At 61.4% G+C, this 18,146-nt stretch carries 6 protein-coding genes; 5 read left to right on the forward strand and 1 reads right to left on the reverse strand.

Features of this window, described 5'->3' with window-relative positions:
* Window positions 1–422 precede the first annotated feature (422 nt).
* Window positions 423–1,442, reverse strand: a complete 1,020-nt coding sequence (locus C3Y15_RS28810) for an IS30 family transposase (protein WP_080484403.1) — start codon at window positions 1,440–1,442, stop codon at window positions 423–425.
* Window positions 1,443–2,113: 671 nt separating this feature from the next.
* On the opposite strand from C3Y15_RS28810, the gene C3Y15_RS28815 reads away from it, so the two are divergent.
* From C3Y15_RS28815 to C3Y15_RS28840, 5 genes are all read left to right on the forward strand, one after another.
* Window positions 2,114–12,622 (forward strand): hemagglutinin repeat-containing protein, encoded by a 10,509-nt coding sequence (locus tag C3Y15_RS28815; RefSeq protein ID WP_231129480.1) that lies wholly within the window; start codon window positions 2,114–2,116, stop codon window positions 12,620–12,622.
* Window positions 12,619–12,867 carry a hypothetical protein gene (locus tag C3Y15_RS28820; RefSeq protein ID WP_059623052.1) on the forward strand — a complete coding sequence of 83 codons (249 nt, stop codon included), beginning with the start codon at window positions 12,619–12,621 and terminating at the stop codon, window positions 12,865–12,867. Before C3Y15_RS28815 ends, C3Y15_RS28820 begins: the two co-directional genes overlap by 4 nt.
* A gap of 224 nt (window positions 12,868–13,091) precedes the next feature.
* Entirely contained in the window at window positions 13,092–15,350 is a 2,259-nt protein-coding gene (locus C3Y15_RS28825; RefSeq protein ID WP_196773732.1) for a toprim domain-containing protein, read from the forward strand.
* Between the two features lie 228 nt (window positions 15,351–15,578).
* A complete protein-coding gene (locus C3Y15_RS28835; protein WP_069239916.1) occupies window positions 15,579–17,462 on the forward strand; it encodes a DUF6883 domain-containing protein in 1,884 nt (627 codons plus the stop codon).
* Window positions 17,463–17,467: 5 nt separating this feature from the next.
* Window positions 17,468–17,680 carry a hypothetical protein gene (locus C3Y15_RS28840; RefSeq protein ID WP_224020121.1) on the forward strand — a complete coding sequence of 71 codons (213 nt, stop codon included), beginning with the start codon at window positions 17,468–17,470 and terminating at the stop codon, window positions 17,678–17,680.
* Window positions 17,681–18,146: the final 466 nt, after the last annotated feature.

Raw genomic sequence — 18,146 nt, forward strand, 5'->3', positions numbered from 1 at the left:
CCGGACGTTTCATCGGTGAGACGTCCTGCCGTTGCCAGGAGTTCGTGTCTGACATGCGTTGAACTTCGGGCCTCAGACCTCTGGCCGACGTTCGAGCGCTCGGGGTAAACCAGCGCGGGCTGCGTCATCGCGCACTCCAACCGTGCCGGGATGCGGTGCGCTTCCCAACTATGTTGCGCGGGGCGGCTCCCCTCTGCGTCAACGCAGCGACCTCCGATCGGAAGCGACCGTACGGGCGCCGATCTTGTGGCGCTGCATCTGCAACCGCTCGACGGTCGTGAGCGCGTAGCGTTCAGCGGCGGGCGATGCCTCGACGCCGTATGCCTCAGCCGGAAACCGGAAATCCTTTGCCCGCGCGCACACGCATATCAGCCGCGCGTCCCAATTCGACACGCGATCACCATGCAGGGCGGTCTCAAGAATCAAGTGCAACGTTTAGCCAACCCGGTGGCAGCCAATTCCATCGCCATGGCCTCTTCGGGGGTTTTCCAGTTGAGGGTTTGACGAGGGCGTCCGTTCATCAGCTTGGCAATATCGTTCAACTGCATCTGGGTCACGCCTGACAGGTCCATTCCTTTGGGTAGAAACTGGCGCAGCAGGCCGTTGGTATTTTCGTTGCTGCCTCGTTGCCAAGGCGCGTAGGGATCCGCGAACCAGATATCCAGATTCAATCGTTCAGCCAGCTCGACATGACAGGTCATTTCCGATCCGCGATCGTAGGTCAGGCTTTCCCGCAGAAAGGCCGGCAGCTTCTTCATCTGGCGCGTGAAGCCTTCCAGTGCATCCTCGGCCGTGCAGCCATCCATGCGGCACAGCACCACGAAGCGCGTCTTGCGCTCGACCAGTGTGCCGACGCAGGAACGATTGAAGGCCCCCTTGATGAGATCGCCTTCCCAATGACCGGGCCATTGGCGCGTTTCGATTGCCTCGGGCCGATGGACGATGCGAAGTTCTTCCGGCACAAAGCTCTTGCGGGCCAGCGTCTTGCGTGCGTTGCCACGCACCGGTTTCTCCTGACGCAGGGCCTCAATCATGGCCTGCTTCAAGCCGCCGCGGGGATGGGTATAAATCGCCGCGTAGATCGTTTCGTGGCTGACTCGTTGCTCGGGGTTGTCTGGATGCATCTCGCGAAGTCTCGCAGCAATTTGCTGCGGCGACCAGCACCGATAAACCAGATCGTGATGCACCCGCCAGTACAGCGTGCTTCCTGCTGCCAGTTTCGCCTGACGCCGACTTCGCTCGCGGCGCGTCCGATAGGCTCTGGCCGCGCTTGTGGCGTCATAGCAGCGAGGCGCTTCCGTACGATTGCGCGCCAGTTCTCGTGTGATCGTCGACGCGCTGCGGCCAAGCAGCCTTGCAATCGCTCTGACGCTCGTGTTCCGGGCCTTCTCGATCATGATCACCGCGCGCTCTTCGGCGCTCAGATGCTTGTAATTCGTCATCGCAACACCCTATCTCATCAAAGGTGTTGCACTTGAAGCTAGAGTCTAAGGAGTGCCTGGTTTCTTCATATCGATGCGCTGTTGCGAATTGGAGACGCGAGTCGTAGAGCAAGTTGAAGCGGCCACCGCAATTCGCGATCGGACTTGCTAGTTGTTTTAAATGTCAATTGGCTTATTTTGAGATGGTGACGACTCAATGGTCACGCGACTAGTCGCGAGTAACGTTGTACGAGTGAGCGGCCATTGAAAATATTCCGTTGAGTCGGATCGGGTGACGATTCGGGTTGACTGAATGGTGAGTGCCGGCCACTCGATACGGATTTATATCAATCGCTGGTCGATTATAAAAATATTTCGGAATGTCAATTCCGCATCCGCGTTTCGAGCGGAAGGCGGTCGATATGGTGCGTCCCGCACGGCATCTTCCACGCTGTCGACGATCACGCGCGCGGCGGCGTGCAATTTATTAGTCGATGACTTGCAATCTCTGACACTGTGAATGCGGACCTTTCGATAGATTTCGGCGTGAGTGGCCGCCATTCGATCGCGATCACACGTTGCGACGTGCAGACAAACTCAGACAGCGTTGCTTTCGGAATCGGAGAGCGTCTCTGTACTCGTGGGGGCTTCCCGATCGATTTTCTCCATGTCTAGAAGCGTTTGCCGTATCCATGAACAAGAACCAATATCGTCTGGTATTCAGCCGCGTGCGCGGCATGCTCGTTGCAGTCGAGGAAACGGCTCACGCGACGGGGAAAGTCACCAAGGGTGAAGCGTCGCGCGCCGTTGGCGATCGCGTGGCGAGCGCGTCGGCGAGCTTTGCCTTGCGCCATGCTGCATTCGCGGTGCTGGTCGCGGCCGGGATCACGCCGATGTGGGCAAATGCGCAGGTCGTGGGCGCGGGCGCGAACGCGCCGTCGGTCATCCAGACGCAAAACGGTCTCCAACAGGTCAACATCACGAAGCCGTCCGGTGCGGGCGTGTCGTTGAATACCTATTCGCAGTTCGATGTGCCCAAACCCGGCGTGATCGTCAACAACTCGCCTACGCTGACGAATACGCAGCAGGCCGGGTACATCAACGGCAACCCGAATCTCGGCCCGAACGGTTCGGCCAGGATCATCATCAACCAGGTCAACAGCCCGAACCCGTCGCAACTGAGGGGTTTCGTCGAGATCGCCGGCCAGCGTGCGGAGATGATCATTTCCAATCCGTCGGGACTGGTCGTGGATGGTGGCGGCTTCATCAATACCTCGCGTGCAATCCTGACCACCGGCACGCCGAACCTGAATCCGGACGGATCACTGGCGGGTTTCAGTGTGACGCGCGGCCTCATCGCGGTACAGGGCGCGGGCCTGAATGCCACGAACGTGGATCAGGTCGACCTCATTTCCAGAGCCGTACAGGCGAACGCCGCCATCTATGCGACGAACCTGAACGTGATCGCCGGTGCGAATCGGGTCAATCACGACACCCTCGAGGCGACCCGCATTCAGGGCGATGGTGCGGCGCCTGCGGTTGCGATCGACGTTGCGCAATTGGGCGGCATGTACAGCAATCGCATCCTGTTGGTCGGCACCGAGGGCGGCGTCGGAGTCCGAAACGCCGGGACGATCGCGGCGGACGCGATGGGGCTGACGTTGACTACCGACGGGCGGCTGATTCAGTCGGGCAAGGTTTCGTCGGCCGGGAACGCCGCCATTTCTGCTGCAGGCGGAGTCGAGAACAGCGGCACCACCTACGGCCAGCAGTCGGTGTCGGTGAATACCGGTGCGGACGTCGTCAATACCGGTACGCTGGCTGCGCAACATCACGTCGGCGTGACCGCGGGCTCGCTGAATTCGACCGGGTTGCTCGGCGCAGGCGTGAACAGCGACGGTTCCGTGACGCAAACCGGCGACCTGCAACTCGCGACGACGGGCCAGCTCAATGCGACCGGCAAGAACGTTGCGGGCGGCAACGTGAGCGCGAAAGGCTACGGCGTGAACCTCGCGGGCAGCACGACGGCCGCGAACGGCGATCTTTCGCTCACGGCCACGGCCGGCGACGTCAACTTCACGAACGCGACGGCGAGCGCCCAAGGGGCCATCACGGCGAATGCCGCAGGCACGGTCATCAATGATCGAGGCAACCTGACGAGCGGCGGTGCAACGAGCCTGACGGGCAACGACGTGTCGAACCGGAACGGCGCGGTGTCGTCGCAAGGGCCGCTGTCGGTGACGGCCGCCGACCAGATCGCGAACCAGTCCGGCGTATTCGTTTCGCAGAGCACGATGGCGCTGCGCGGCAGCACGGTCGCGAACAACCAAGGTACGGTCCAGAGCGCTGGTCGTGCCACGGTCGATGCAATCACGATCGACAATACGGCCGGCCGCATTACGTCGCTCAATAGCGACGGGATGGTGTTGACCGCGACGGGCCAACTCACGAATGCGGCAGGTACGACGGCGGCCGGCGCGCAAGGTGGCGTGATCGGCGGCAACGGCGACGTGACGGTGCAAGGCGGGGCGATCGCCAACCACGCGACGATCACGTCCAATACGAATTTGCACGTGGCCGGCCAGTCGATCGACAACGGCAGCGGGTCCTTGCAGGCCGCGCAGAACGTGGCGGTCGACGCCGCTGCGCACCTGGCCAACAGCGGCGGCACGATCATGGGCCAAACCGCCGCGTTGAACGGCACTACGCTCGACAACAGCTCAGGCACCGTGCAAGCCCAACAGGTCGCGTTGACCGGTACCAGTCTCGTCAATCGCGGCGGCACGATCACGCAGATCGGCACCGGCACGATGGCCGTCAATGTATCGGGCACGCTCGACAATTCGAGTGGCGGCACGCTGCAGACGAACGGCACAGACGTCACGCTGGCCCCTGCTGCGCTGGTCAACGATGGTGGCACGATCGTCCACGCCGGCACGGGTACGCTGACGTTGGGCAACGGTGCGGGTTCGGTGTCGAACGTCGGCGGCGCGATTGCCAGCAATGGACATATCGCGGCGCAAAGCGGCTCGCTGAACAACACCTCGGGTTCCATCAACGCGCAAAGCGGGCTGATCGCGGTGGTTGGCGGCACGCTGAACAATACCAACGGCAAGCTGCTGTCCAACACGGAGCTCGGCTCGACGAGCGGCACGTTGACGAACGATGGCGGCCAAATCGGCGCGAGCACGAATGCGACGATTCACACGGGTTCGATGACGAATCAGGGCGGCGCGATCGTTGCCCCGAATCTGTCGGTCACAGCCGATTCGACGCTCGACAATAGCGGTGGACAGCTCACAGCCAATCAGCTCGCACTGAGCACGCCGAATCTGACGAACCACGGCGGCACGATCACGCAGTATGGGTCGTCGGCGATGGGCGTCAATGTGAGCGGCACGCTCGACAATTCCGCTGGCGGTGTGATCCAGACGAACAGTACGGACCTGACGCTCGCTCCCGCGCAATTGAACAACGCTGGCGGAACGATTACGCATGCCGGCGCGGGTACGCTGACGATTGAACCAGGCAGCGGTGCAGGTGCAGTGAACAACGCGGGCGGCACCGTTGTCACCAAGGGCAATGCAGTCGTCGGCGCGAGCGGCTGGGACAATACGAGCGGCATCTTCGCGGCACAGGGCGACATCGCCGCGACGATCGCGGGCGACGTGAACAACGCGCAAGGCCTGGTGCGCGCAGGAACGTCCTTGTCGTTGACGAACGGCGGCGCGCTGGTGAACCAGGGCGGGCATATTCAGGCCGGCCAGACCGTGGCAGGCGACACGAGCACGCTGCGCATCCAGTCCGCGTCGATCGACAACGCCGACGGGTCGATCGCCGACCTTGGCGCCGGCCAAATGACCGTGCAGGGCGGCAGTCAGATCACCAACAGCAACGCCGGTGGTGTGTCGGGGATGGGTGCGATCACCGGTAACGGTGACGTGATGGTGAACGCTGCGTCGATTTCCAACACGCAAGGTGGCCAGCTGAGCGGCGCCTCGCTGCATGTTCAGGGGACGACCTTGGACAACAGCGGCGGGCAGATCGGTAACGTCGCGAATTCGAGCGGCGATGTGGCCGTGACGACCAGCGGCGCGATCACGAACACGAACGGGCAGATCAGTTCGACGCACGACCTGACGGTGACAGCGCCGACGCTGCAAGGTGGCGGTACCTATAGCGCGGCCCACGATGCGAGCGTCAATTTGCAGGGCGATTTCTCGGTGACGCCCGACTATCAGTTCAACGTCGGCCATGATCTTGCGTTTGCGTTGCCCGGTACGTTCGACAACAGCGGCAACGTGCAGTCGGTCAACGATCTGAGCGTCAATGCCGGCAACATCGTCAACTCCGGCGCACTGTCAGCCGGCGGTTTGCTGCATACGCAATCGGGCAACCTCACCAATACCGGGTCGCTGGTGGGCGGCAGCGTCTCGCTCAACGCAACGGGCACGGTGTCGAACGTCGGGCCGACGGCCTTGATCGGTGCATCGGATAGCAACGGCACGCTTGAAATTCTCGCGCACGATATCGAAAACCGTGACGACACGACGGCGACGGATTCGATGCCGACGACGGCGATTTTCGGGATGGGTAAGGTCGTACTCGCGGGTGGTAAGGACGCGAGCGGCAATTACACGAATGCGGCACTCGTCAACAACTCGTCGGCGTTGATCCAGTCCGGCGGCGATATGGAGTTGCACGCCGATAAGGTGACGAGCACGCGTCGTGTGATGAGCACCTCGGGAAGCACGAGTAACGTCGATCCGGCGGCCCTCGCGCAATACGGCATTAGCCTGTCAGGTTGCGCATCGTACTTCGCGGTGAATTGCGCGGGAGGGGGACAGATGATCGCCGGTCTCCGGTCCGACAACATCACACCGGCCGAAACGGCCGCGTTGATCAAACAGCCGGGCGGCATGTACATTGAGCCGCCTCACGGCGGCCAGTGGAACAGCGGGTACTTCTACACGACCTATACTGGAACGGCTGTGGCGAACACGGTCACGGCATTGAGCCCGACTGCGCAAATCGTGTCGGGCGGCAGTCTCAATGCAACATCGACCGGTACCCTGCAAAACTACTGGAGCAGCATCACGGCCGTTGGCAACCTCGACTTGCCGCAAAACTATGACGGCAACGGTTGGGCGGCGACGGGCCAGCAGGCGCCGACCGTGACGGTGACGTACTCGGGCCAGTACCACTACAACAACTACGACAGCAGCGAATACAACTGGCAATTGCCGTTCGGCAACGCCCCGTTCGTGACGAGCCGTCCGGGCGGCTATACCCAAGTCGCGCCAGCGGACGTCAAGACCTACAGTCTGCCGAGCTACGATTCGACGTTGGGTTCGAACGGCACGATCTCCGGCACGGGTGTCAGCATCAATAACACGGCCGCAAACGCGTCGATTCCGTCGCTCGGTCTGCTGCCCGGTCAATCCGTCCCCGGTCTGATGATTGGTGGGCTGAGCGGAAGCGCGAGCGGCACGAAGTCGGGCGCTTCGGCCGTGCATGGTGGGGTGATCACGGTCTCGCCGGTCATCGCCAGCGCGACGGCGCAGAACGTCCTGAACAATCTGACGATCCCGCAGGGCGGTCTGTACAGACCGAATCCGTCGCCGAACGCGAGCTATGCGATCGAGACGAACCCGGCATTCACGAACCAGAAGCGCTTCATCTCCAGCGACTACTTCTTCAGTCAGATCGGCGTCGACCTCACGCATATTCCGAAGCGTCTGGGTGATGGATTCTACGAGCAGCAACTCGTACGCAATCAGGTCACTTCGCTGACCGGCCGTGCGGTATTGGGTCCGTACACGGATCTTCAGACGATGTATCAGCAGTTGATGGCGGCGGGTGCATCGTTGGAGAAGACGCTTAATCTCTCGCTGGGCGCGAGCCTGTCGGCCGAGCAGGTATCGCAGCTCACGAACAACGTGATCATGATGGAAACGCGAGTGGTCGACGGCCAATCGGTGCTCGTGCCGGTCGTGTACCTCGCGCAGGCGAACCAGCAGAACGTCAACGGCCCGCTGATTACCGCGACGGACATCGATCTGAAGGACGCGCAGAACTTCACGAACAGCGGGACGGTGAAGGCGGACAACACGCTGTCGATTCAGGGCAAGCAGATCGATAACGCGTTCGGCGCGTTGCAGAGTGGTGGGCTCATGTCGTTGACGACGACTGGCAATGTCGATTTGACGTCGGCGAAGGTCAAGGCCGGAAGCCTGTATCTGAATGCCGGTGGCGACCTGATTCTCGATTCCGCCGTGAAAAGCGACACCCGGGTGAGTCGCGATGGCGCAACGAGTGTGACGACGACGCTCGGGCCGATTGCTCAGCTCGACGTCAAGGGCGATGCGGGAATCATGACAGGTGGCAATGTCGAGCAGCATGCGGGCGCGCTGACGGTCGGCGGCAATCTCGGCATGCTGATTGGGGGAAACTACGACCTCGGTACGCAGCAAGTCGGCGAGCACAAGATCGTGCAGCGCGCGAATGGCGTATCGAATACCGACATCAATGGCGTGGTTGGTAGCGCTGTGAATGTCGGCGGCGTGTCGATGATCGGAGTGAATGGGGATCTGACCGCGAGCGGCGCGCAAATCAACCTGGGCAACGGCGGAACGATCGCGGCCAAGGGCAATATCACGCTCGGCGCTGCGAGCGCTACGTCGACGGTCGACAGCAACAGTTCGGGTAGCGATCACCACGGCAGCTATTCGGAAACGTTGCACACGTCCGACCAGACCGTCGTTGGCACGACGGTGCATAGCGGCAATACCTTGAGCGTTGCTTCGGGCAAGGACATCAGCGTCATCGGAAGCACGATCTTGCTTGACCAGGGCAACGTGGGCCTGATGGCGGTCGGCAACGTGAACGTCGGCGCGGCGACCGAAACGCACGTGTCGAACATGAACGAATCGCACGACCACAGCGGCGTTGCAAGTCATGCGAGCGCGACAAACCGCGTCGACCAGACCACCACGTATGCCAATGGCAGCGCGATTTCGGCTGACGGCGTAACGGTCGTCAGCGGGAAAGACATCAACGTCACCGGTAGCGCCATTGTCGGGACGCACGACGTGGCGCTGTCCGCTAAAAACAACGTCAACATCACGGCGGCGACCGACACGTATCAGGACAACGAGTATCACCAAGAGAAGCATTCGGGCTTGTCTGGCTCGGGTGGACTTGGCATTACGATCGGATCGAGCGAACAGAGCGACCGGTATAACGCGGCTTCGACGACGCAGAGCCAGTCGCGCAGTACGGTCGGCAGCGTTGAAGGCAACGTGACCGTATCGGGCGGGAAGGACGTCCATATCAGCGGCAGCGATTTCGTGGCAGGCAAGGCGGCGGGCGACGTCGACGGAAACACGGGCAATATCAGTATCACCGGGCAGAACGTGACGATTGATCCAGGGCAGGATGTGGCGCAATCGCACGATCAACGCGAAGCGCATTCGAGTGGCCTGACCGTTGCCGTGACCGGTACGCCGTACGATACGGTACGCAACCTGAAGGCGAATGCGTCGTCGGGTAACGCCTTCCAGCGCGGCCAAGCAGTGGGCAACGAGATCGGCGCAAGCGCGGCAGACGTGCCGGGGATCTCCGTGTCGTACGGACAGAGCCGTAGCAGCTCTACGACCGATATGTCGAGTTTGACGAACTTGGGAAGCACGGTTCGCGGTGGTGGAAACGTGACCGTGAAAGCGACTGGCGGCGCGCAGAAGGACGCGAACGGCAACATCGTGGATGGCGATATTTCCGTGATCGGCTCGGCAATCAGCGCGGGCGGCACGGCGACGCTGGATGCGAACCGTAACGTCAACTTGCAGGCATCGACTGATCACTTGCAGCAGTCGACACAATCGTCCGGTTCGTCATGGGGCGTTCAAGCGGCATCGCCGAGCCTGGGCGATTTGGGGCGCTGGGTGGGTGGCACGGCGAACACGGGTGGCAACAGCCCGTCGCCGTACAATGCGAGCCGGAGCAATTCGGACGGCAGCCAGACGATGACGCAGCAAACGGCGGCATCGGTCACGGGTAATAGCGTCGTCATCAAGAGCAAGACGGGCGACATCAACGTCGTCGGCTCGGGCATCAGTGGAACGCAGGGCGTCGATCTCGTCGCCACACAGGGCGCAATCAACGTGCTGGCCGGGCTTGACACGAGTACGAGCCACCAGGAATCGAGCAGTCAGCAGATCGGCAGTCTGGGCAGTAACGGCACGGCTACCGGTTTTAGCGTCGGTGTGGCGAAGAACCATAGTGTCCAGGACACGGCTTCGCAGACCCAAAGCACGATGCGCAGCCAGATCGTCAGCGGCAACGGCAACGTGACGCTCGATGCGAAGCAGGACATCACGGTCGCCGGTTCCGATTTGAGCGCGGGTAAGGATCTGACGCTGATCGGCAAGAACCTGAATCTCGATCCGGGTACGGACGCGACACAGAGCCGGATGAGTCAGGATTCCAGTCAGTTCGGCGTGAGCGTGGCGCTTGGCGGTGCGATCGGGAACGCCGTCGCGCAAGCCAATCAAGCATTTGCGCAGCCCGCGCGCGGGGGCGATTCGCGGTTGGCGGCGCTGGACAAGGCACAGGCCGGACTTGCGGCGTACAACGCGTATCAAGTTGGTACGGCGTTGAGCAAGGGGCCGACGAGTCAACCGTTGATCAAGGCCACGGTGAGCATCGGAGGCGGCTCGAGCCATAGTGACTCGCAGAGCAGTTCCCTGTCGAACGACGGCAGCACGCTGCACGCGGGCGGCAACGTGAACCTGATCGCGACCGGCAGCGGTAAGCAGGACGCGAGTGGCTTTGCGACGGATGGCGACATCAACGCGCGTGGTACGCAGATTTCCGGGCAGAACGTGACGTTGAATGCGGCGCGCGACATCAATCTCCAAAGCGCCCAGGACACGAACCAACTTGCGAGCCACAACAGTAGCAGCGGAGGTAGCGTCGGTGTCGGGCTGGGTATCGGAGGACAGCAGAACGGCTTCACGCTGGAATTGGCCGCGAATGCATCCAAAGGCCATGCGAATGGCCAAGGCGTGACCAATCGTGACACGCAAATTACCGCGGGCGATACGTTGTCGATGACGAGCGGGCGGGATACGAATTTGCGTGGCGCGGAGGTCTCGGGCAATGCGGTCAATACGAGTGTTGGGCGCGACCTCAATATCGCGAGCCAACAGGACACCGCCACGTACGACAGTAAGCAGTCGAGCGCTGGATTCCAGGCAAGCATTTGCGTGCCTCCGTTCTGCTACGGCCAGACCGTTAGCGGTAGCGCGAGCGCGAGCCAGCAGAACATCAACGCGAACTACCAGTCGGTGAACCAGCAAAGCGGCATCTATGCAGGCACGGGCGGGTATGACGTGAATGTCCGGAACCATACGCAGCTTGACGGCGGTGTGATCGCGAGCACGGCGACGCCGGACAAGAACAGTTTGTCGACCCAGACGCTGGGCTTCACGAATCTGGAAAATCACGCGAGCTATTCGGGCGATACGGTCGGCTTCAGTGCGAGTGGCGGTTTTGGTTGGAGCGGGCCGGGCGGAGCCATGTTGAAGACACCGGTCACCTCGATCGCGAACAAGTTGCCTGGGCCGCAGAACTCGCAAGGTTTGGGACCGAGCGGATTCTCGGCGGCGGGCACGAGCAGCGACGCGTCGGGGACGACGTATGCGGCGGTGAGTCCGGGCGCGATCACGGTGCGGGGCGACGCGGGTACCGGGCACGACAGCACCGTCGGTTTGAGCCGCGACACGGCGAATGCGAATGGTGCGGTACAGAACACGTTCAATGCGCAGAACGTGCAGAACGACATTGCGGTTCAGCAGTCGGTCGGACAGGTCGGCATGCAGGTGGTCGGTGACGTGGCGGATGCGCTTCAAAACCGCGCGAAGGCCAACGCACGCGATGCTCAGCAACGACTGGATCAAGCAAATGCGATTCACGATGACGCGGCGGCTCAGCAAGCTCAGGCAGATTTGACTGCCGCGAATGCACAGGTGGCGATGTGGGGGCCAGATGGGGCTGCGCGCATCGCTTCGCATGCAGGAGTTGCTGGAATCGGTGCAGCGATGGGCGGGGGCAATGTGGCGGGCGCAATCGGCGGCACGGTGGCGGGTGACATGGTGGGCAATGCTGCGAGTGGCGCGCTGGGTGATACGCTTGGTGGCACGGTGCTGGGGAACGTCGCATCGGGATTGGCTGGTGCGGCGGTAGGTGGCGCGATCGGCGGGGCGGCTGGCGCACTGAGTGGTGCGAATGGTGCGTTGAGCGCCGATCTCTATAACCGGCAGTTGCATCCGAATGAAAAGCAGAAGCTGGCGCAGTTGCAAAAGGGACAACCGAAAGACGAACAGGACCGACTCGCCGATGCGGCGTGCTATCTGGTGCAGTGTGCGGCGCAGTTGTCGAGCAACGACCCGGCGTATGCGGCAGCGTTGGCGTCGCAACAGCGTGGTGCCGGCTATATAAGCGAACAGCAGGACCTGAAGGCGACAGGATTGTTCGTGTATAGTCTGTCTGATGTGCTGAACGATCCGCTTAACGCGATGGGCGACTGGGCCCTCCAGCAGGCGAAGTCGGCAGGGCGCGGAGCAGCGAATCTCGGTAATGCGCTGCTGAAGAAGATCGCGCAAAATGGTCCGCAGGGCCCATATGTCAATCCGGACGATCTGAACGGGCCGAGCGGCGGGGGTAACGGGACGCCCCCCACTGCGACGGCTGTTGTTACGCCGATTCCATGTCCGGCGGGCCCAGGTGCTTGCGGCATGGCGATAACGCCAGTGGTAACGCCGGGGGCACCTACAATGTCTGCGGGCGGGGGCGATGGACAGCCGTCCGTGAACGACAGCACCGGCGATCTTGCAAGTGCAGCAAACCAACCATTCAAGGATGGGCAAGCAATAACAAATGCTGGTCGCTCCGTTACCAAACATCCCGAATACTTCGGTTTCGACTCTACACAAGATCTCAGACAGGTTTACCGAAGTGACGCGCAATTGAATGAATTGGCTGCGAATGCGGTACAAGATATCCTGCAAAATGGCACAAAGACCACCGGCGCAGGTGGAAGGTATCCGAATGGATGGGTTACATACACACTTCCTGACGGTCGGGCGGCTAGCTGGACAACATCGGGTGAGTTCATCGGATTTAGAGGGTTGCAGAAATGAGCTATGGTTTGATCTTTGAAAAAGTTGGCGACATCAATAGCTTGTATCCGTACATCTGTGTCTATATGCAGGGTGAAAGCAATCCCTTTATGGAAGTAGGTGTTACCGAAGAAAAGCAGCTTGCATTCACCTTTTATGTGAATGATAAGAACGTTGCGTTATCTGTTGAACAGTGGGATGAGATCGCAAAGCGTGGTCGTGAATTCTTGCCTAGGGCAATAGCTGACGAAGACGCATCTATGTAAACACAAAGGCAAACTTGGGCGCGCGCCGGGTTCGTGCTTTATGGCTTCGCGATCGCGCTGATGATCCTATTGAGGGCAAAGCGATTTTGAATGTTCAAAATTCCTGCCCTACGGCAGGATAGGCGTACGCCGGTTATTGCCCGGACAGCGAGCAGTACAATGGGGTATGCGAACTCGACGCTGACGTACCGGCTGCCTAAAAGCACACTGTGGCGGGCCGTGCGGTGCGCGAGCAGTTGCAGCGGCTGGGGGTGATGCGGGCGACGGGCTACGAGCAGATGGGCGGGTGCGTGGTGGTGCCGGTGCTGGGCGAGGAGGAAGAAGGCGACGATCGCGGCCGGGTGTGGCAGATGTACGGGTGGCGCACGGCGGACGCGAAGATGGGCCGCGATGGGGTGCGACACCTGTACCTGGGCGTACCGCTGCGTGGGGTGTGGAACGTGTCGGCGCTGATGGCGGATCGCGAGATTATCGTGTGCGAATCGCTGATCGATGCGATGACGTTCTGGTGCGCGGGCTATCGCAATGTGATCGCGGCGTACGGCGTGAACGGCTTTACGGACGACCACTGGGCCGCACTGAAGCGGTACGGTACGCGGCGGGTGCTGATCGCATATGACCGCGACGATGCGGGCGATGCGGCAGCGGCCACGCTTGCGACGGAACTGCTGGAAACCGGCATCGAGTGTTTCCGGGTGCTGTTCCCGAAGGGGATGGATGCGAACGAGTATGCGCGCAAGGTGCAGCCTGCGCAAAAGGGCCTGGGGCTGCTGCTGCAACAGTCCGAATGGCTGGGCAAGGGGAAGCGGTCCGGCGTGAGCACGGCGGTCATGGGGGCGCCGCACCTGTCGGCTAGAAAGGAAGCGTCTTCTGGTGCGCAGACCTCGCCGGTTCTGGCAACGCCTGCCGTTGCGCCCACGCCCGAACATCCCGAACCTGCTTCCTCTTTAGCCGCGATGGCCGCACCGGATAAACCGCTGTTGCCTGAATTGCCGCGCGCGTTGCCACCTGTGCCGGCCACTGCGCCGGCGACGGAGCCTGAACCGGTCGAGGCCGAAGGCGCGGCGGGCGAACTGCTGCTGACGTTTGGCGAACGGCACTGGCGGCTGCGGGGCTGGCAGAAGAATCTCGGCCCCGAGCAGATGCGGGTGAATGCGCAGGTGCGCAACGAAAACGGGTATCACATTGATACGCTGGATGTGTACAGCGCGAAGCAGCGTGCGGCGTATATCAAGGTGGCGTCAATCGAACTGGGTTGCCAGGAAGAGACGGTCAAGCGGGGTCTTGGGCGGGTGTTGCTGAAGCTGGAGGCGTTGCAGGATGCGGCGATTCAGGCGGCGCTCGCGCCGAAGGACGCCGCGCCGGTGCTCGATGATGAAGCGCAGCGCGCGGCGCTCGAGCTGCTGAAGTCGCCGGAGCTGGTTGAGCGCATCGTGGCCGACATGGACCGCTGCGGGATCGTCGGGGAGTCGGCGAACCTGCTGGCGGGCTATCTCGCGGCGGTGTCGCGCAAGCTCGATGCGCCGCTGGCGATCCTGATCCAGTCGACCAGCGCGGCGGGCAAGACGTCGCTGATGGACGCGGTGCTGAACCTGATGCCCGACGAGGAGCGCATCCAGTACAGCGCGATGACGGGGCAAAGCCTGTTCTATCTGGGCGAGACGGATTTGCAGCACAAGATTCTGGCGATCGCGGAAGAGGAAGGGGTGCGGCAGGCGGCGTATGCATTGAAGCTGTTGCAGTCCGATGGCGAACTGACGATTGCCTCGACGGGCAAGGACGAAGCGACCGGCAACCTGGTGACGAAGCAGTACCGGGTGAAGGGTCCGGTGATGCTGATGCTGACGACGACGGCGATCGACGTCGATGAAGAGCTGCTGAACCGGTGTCTGGTGCTGACGATCAACGAGACGCGCGAGCAGACGCGGGCGATTCACGTGCGCCAGCGGGCGGCGCAGACGCTTGAAGGGCTGCTGGCCGCAACGGATCGCGAGGCGGTCACGGCGCTGCACCGCAACGCGCAGCGGCTATTGAAACCGGTGCACGTGGTCAATCCGTTCGCCCACCTGCTGACGTTCCTGGACGACAAGACGAGAACGCGTCGTGACCACGTGAAATACCTGACGCTGATCCGCTCGATTGCACTGCTGCACCAGCACCAGCGCGAAGTGAAGCGGGTTGAGCATCGCGGCCAGACGCTCGACTACATTGAGGTGACGCGCGACGATATTGCGCTGGCCAACCGCATCGCGCACGACGTACTGGGGCGCACGCTCGATGAACTGCCGCCGCAGACGCGGCGGCTGCTGACGTTGCTGTCCGACTGGGTGATGGCGCAGTGCGCGGCCCGCGACGAGACGCGTGAGGCGTTCCGGTTCACGCGGCGCGAGGTGCGCGCGGCGAGGCTACGACTCCGTCTCTGGGTACCACCGACAGTATTGCGGGCGGCGTACCTAGCCGAGTACAGTCGCGAATCAACGTGACCAACGACGGCATGGATCACATAGGTGATCGACACCTCGACCCTACGGTGAATGCGAGCCAGTTTTCGATTAATGAAAGCGACCTTAAAACGTTGTTGCAAAGCCCGGCCACGGTTTCTACACCAGTGAGCCGAACCATTCAGAGCGGTGGGGACATCAACTACGTCCGGGAGGTTAATGCTGGACAAGTGATCGGGCCAGCAGAACATCAACGCGAACTACCAGTCGGTGAACCAGCAAAGCGGGATCTATGCAGGCACGGGCGGGTACGACGTGAATGTCGGAAACCATACGCAGCTTGACGGCGGTGTGATCGCGAGCACGGCGACGCCGGACAAGAACAGTTTGTCGACCCAGACGCTGGGCTTCACGAATCTGGAAAATCACGCGAGCTATTCGGGCGATACGGTCGGCTTCAGTGCGAGTGGCGGTTTTGGTTGGAGCGGGCCGGGCGGAGCCATGTTGAAGACACCGGTCACCTCGATCGCGAACAAGTTGCCTGGGCCGCAGAACTCGCAAGGTTTGGGACCGAGCGGATTCTCGGCGGCGGGCACGAGCAGCGACGCGTCGGGGACGACGTATGCGGCGGTGAGTCCGGGCGCGATCACGGTGCGGGGCGACGCGGGTACCGGGCACGACAGCACCGTCGGTTTGAGCCGCGACACGGCGAATGCGAATGGTGCGGTACAGAACACGTTCAATGCGCAGAACGTGCAGAACGACATTGCGGTTCAGCAGTCGGTCGGACAGGTCGGCATGCAGGTGGTCGGTGACGTGGCGGATGCGCTTCAAAACCGCGCGAAGGCCAACGCACGCGATGCTCAGCAACGACTGGATCAAGCAAATGCGATTCACGATGACGCGGCGGCTCAGCAAGCTCAGGCAGATTTGACTGCCGCGAATGCACAGGTGGCGATGTGGGGGCCAGATGGGGCTGCGCGCATCGCTTCGCATGCAGGAGTTGCTGGAATCGGTGCAGCGATGGGCGGGGGCAATGTGGCGGGCGCAATCGGCGGCACGGTGGCGGGTGACATGGTGGGCAATGCTGCGAGTGGCGCGCTGGGTGATACGCTTGGTGGCACGGTGCTGGGGAACGTCGCATCGGGATTGGCTGGTGCGGCGGTAGGTGGCGCGATCGGCGGGGCGGCTGGCGCACTGAGTGGTGCGAATGGTGCGTTGAGCGCCGATCTCTATAACCGGCAGTTGCATCCGAATGAAAAGCAGAAGCTGGCGCAGTTGCAAAAGGGACAACCGAAAGACGAACAGGACCGACTCGCCGATGCGGCGTGCTATCTGGTGCAGTGTGCGGCGCAGTTGTCGAGCAACGACCCGGCGTATGCGGCAGCGTTGGCGTCGCAACAGCGTGGTGCCGGCTATATAAGCGAACAGCAGGACCTGAAGGCGACAGGATTGTTCGTGTATAGCCTGTCTGATGAGCTGAACGATCCGCTTAACGCGATGGGCGACTGGGCCCTCCAGCAGGCGAAGTCGGCAGGGCGCGGAGCCACGAATCTCGGTAATGCGTTGCTGAAGAAGATCGCGCAAAATGGTCCGCAGGGCCCATATGTCAATCCGGACGATCTGAACGGGCCGAGCGGCGGGGGTAACGGGACGCCCCCGACTGCGACGGCTGTTGTTACGCCGATTCCATGTCCGGCGGGCCCCGGTGCTTGCGGCATGGCGGTAACGCCAGTGGTAACGCCGGGGGCGCCTACAATGTCCGCGGGCGGGAGCGATGATTCGAGCGGCGGCGGTTCGGCTTCGTCGTCAGGGCCTCAGGCCACGAACAACGTTGGTTTCGATACGTCAAACCTCGAAAGCAAGTTGAGCGGTTATTTGCTGGACCCGGCGCATCCACAGAACCAAACTAAGGCTAATTGGTTTAGTCAAGCATTGGGCTTCGACCAGAGGAACTGGCAGGATTTGGCAAGTCAACTATATTTTGACCCCGCCACTGCTGTTCCGACGAAGACCACGCAGTACGGACAAACCTACGAACAGGTTATTCCAATCACCGGGGCGAATGGAAAGACTATTGACACGTCGTTTGTCTTCATGAAGGACAACTCCGGTACAGTTCGATTGGTAACAGGTATCCCAGCAAAAAAATGAACGCGATGAAAGAGAACGACACCTTTGCATTGTCGAAATCGTTGGAAGCAACCGTGATCGGGGAGCATCGAACCGTAGTGCTGCCAGCTGGAACATTGGTCACAGTGGTGTTGGTATTCGGTGACCCAGCAGCGCCGGTCGCATATGAAGTAGAGGCGTTCTTGGCAGCGGACGATGCGTACGCGCTTGCGACCGTGGAGGCTAGCGACGTAGGCTAATTCTTTGCCACATGGACAACAGTGACGTCCGAAGGTACGGCCAACGCTGCAACCCTTCAAGATTTGGAGGGCAACTCCTGAATGAGAACTTAGCCAATATTGCTGCTCAGGACCCTAGGCTCGCAGCTGCGGTGAATGGTAGCGGCACAAACAACATCAACGATTCTATTGGTATCGGGACGACGGCTGAGGCTAACCGACTTGGGAAAATTTGGGTTGGTGACGAGGCAACCATGATGAGCGACGGCTCGTACGTCGTTGTGAACAAAGAATGGCGCGGTGGTGCAGGTCTCTAACCGGAACAATCCGAATTGGAAGGCGCCATGGGCAAAGTGAGCGTGACCTGCCCCCATCAATAGGGCCAATGGGCTTCTAGCAAAGTCCCTTTAAACCAACTCCTGGAAAGCGGCAGGAGTATCCGCGGTTGCCCGATGTTTCGCCGCAAACTCTGACGGCGCAAGGTAGT

This window comes from Burkholderia sp. B10, assembly GCF_004368385.1.
Taxonomy (GTDB): domain Bacteria; phylum Pseudomonadota; class Gammaproteobacteria; order Burkholderiales; family Burkholderiaceae; genus Burkholderia; species Burkholderia vietnamiensis.

Coding starts and splice junctions, on each gene's coding strand:
- C3Y15_RS28840 (WP_224020121.1), top strand. CDS start 17,468: ATGAAAGAGAACGACACCTTTGCATTGTCGAAATCGTTGGAAGCAACC.
- C3Y15_RS28820 (WP_059623052.1), top strand. CDS start 12,619: ATGAGCTATGGTTTGATCTTTGAAAAAGTTGGCGACATCAATAGCTTG.
- C3Y15_RS28810 (WP_080484403.1), bottom strand. CDS start 1,442: ATGACGAATTACAAGCATCTGAGCGCCGAAGAGCGCGCGGTGATCATG.
- C3Y15_RS28815 (WP_231129480.1), top strand. CDS start 2,114: ATGAACAAGAACCAATATCGTCTGGTATTCAGCCGCGTGCGCGGCATG.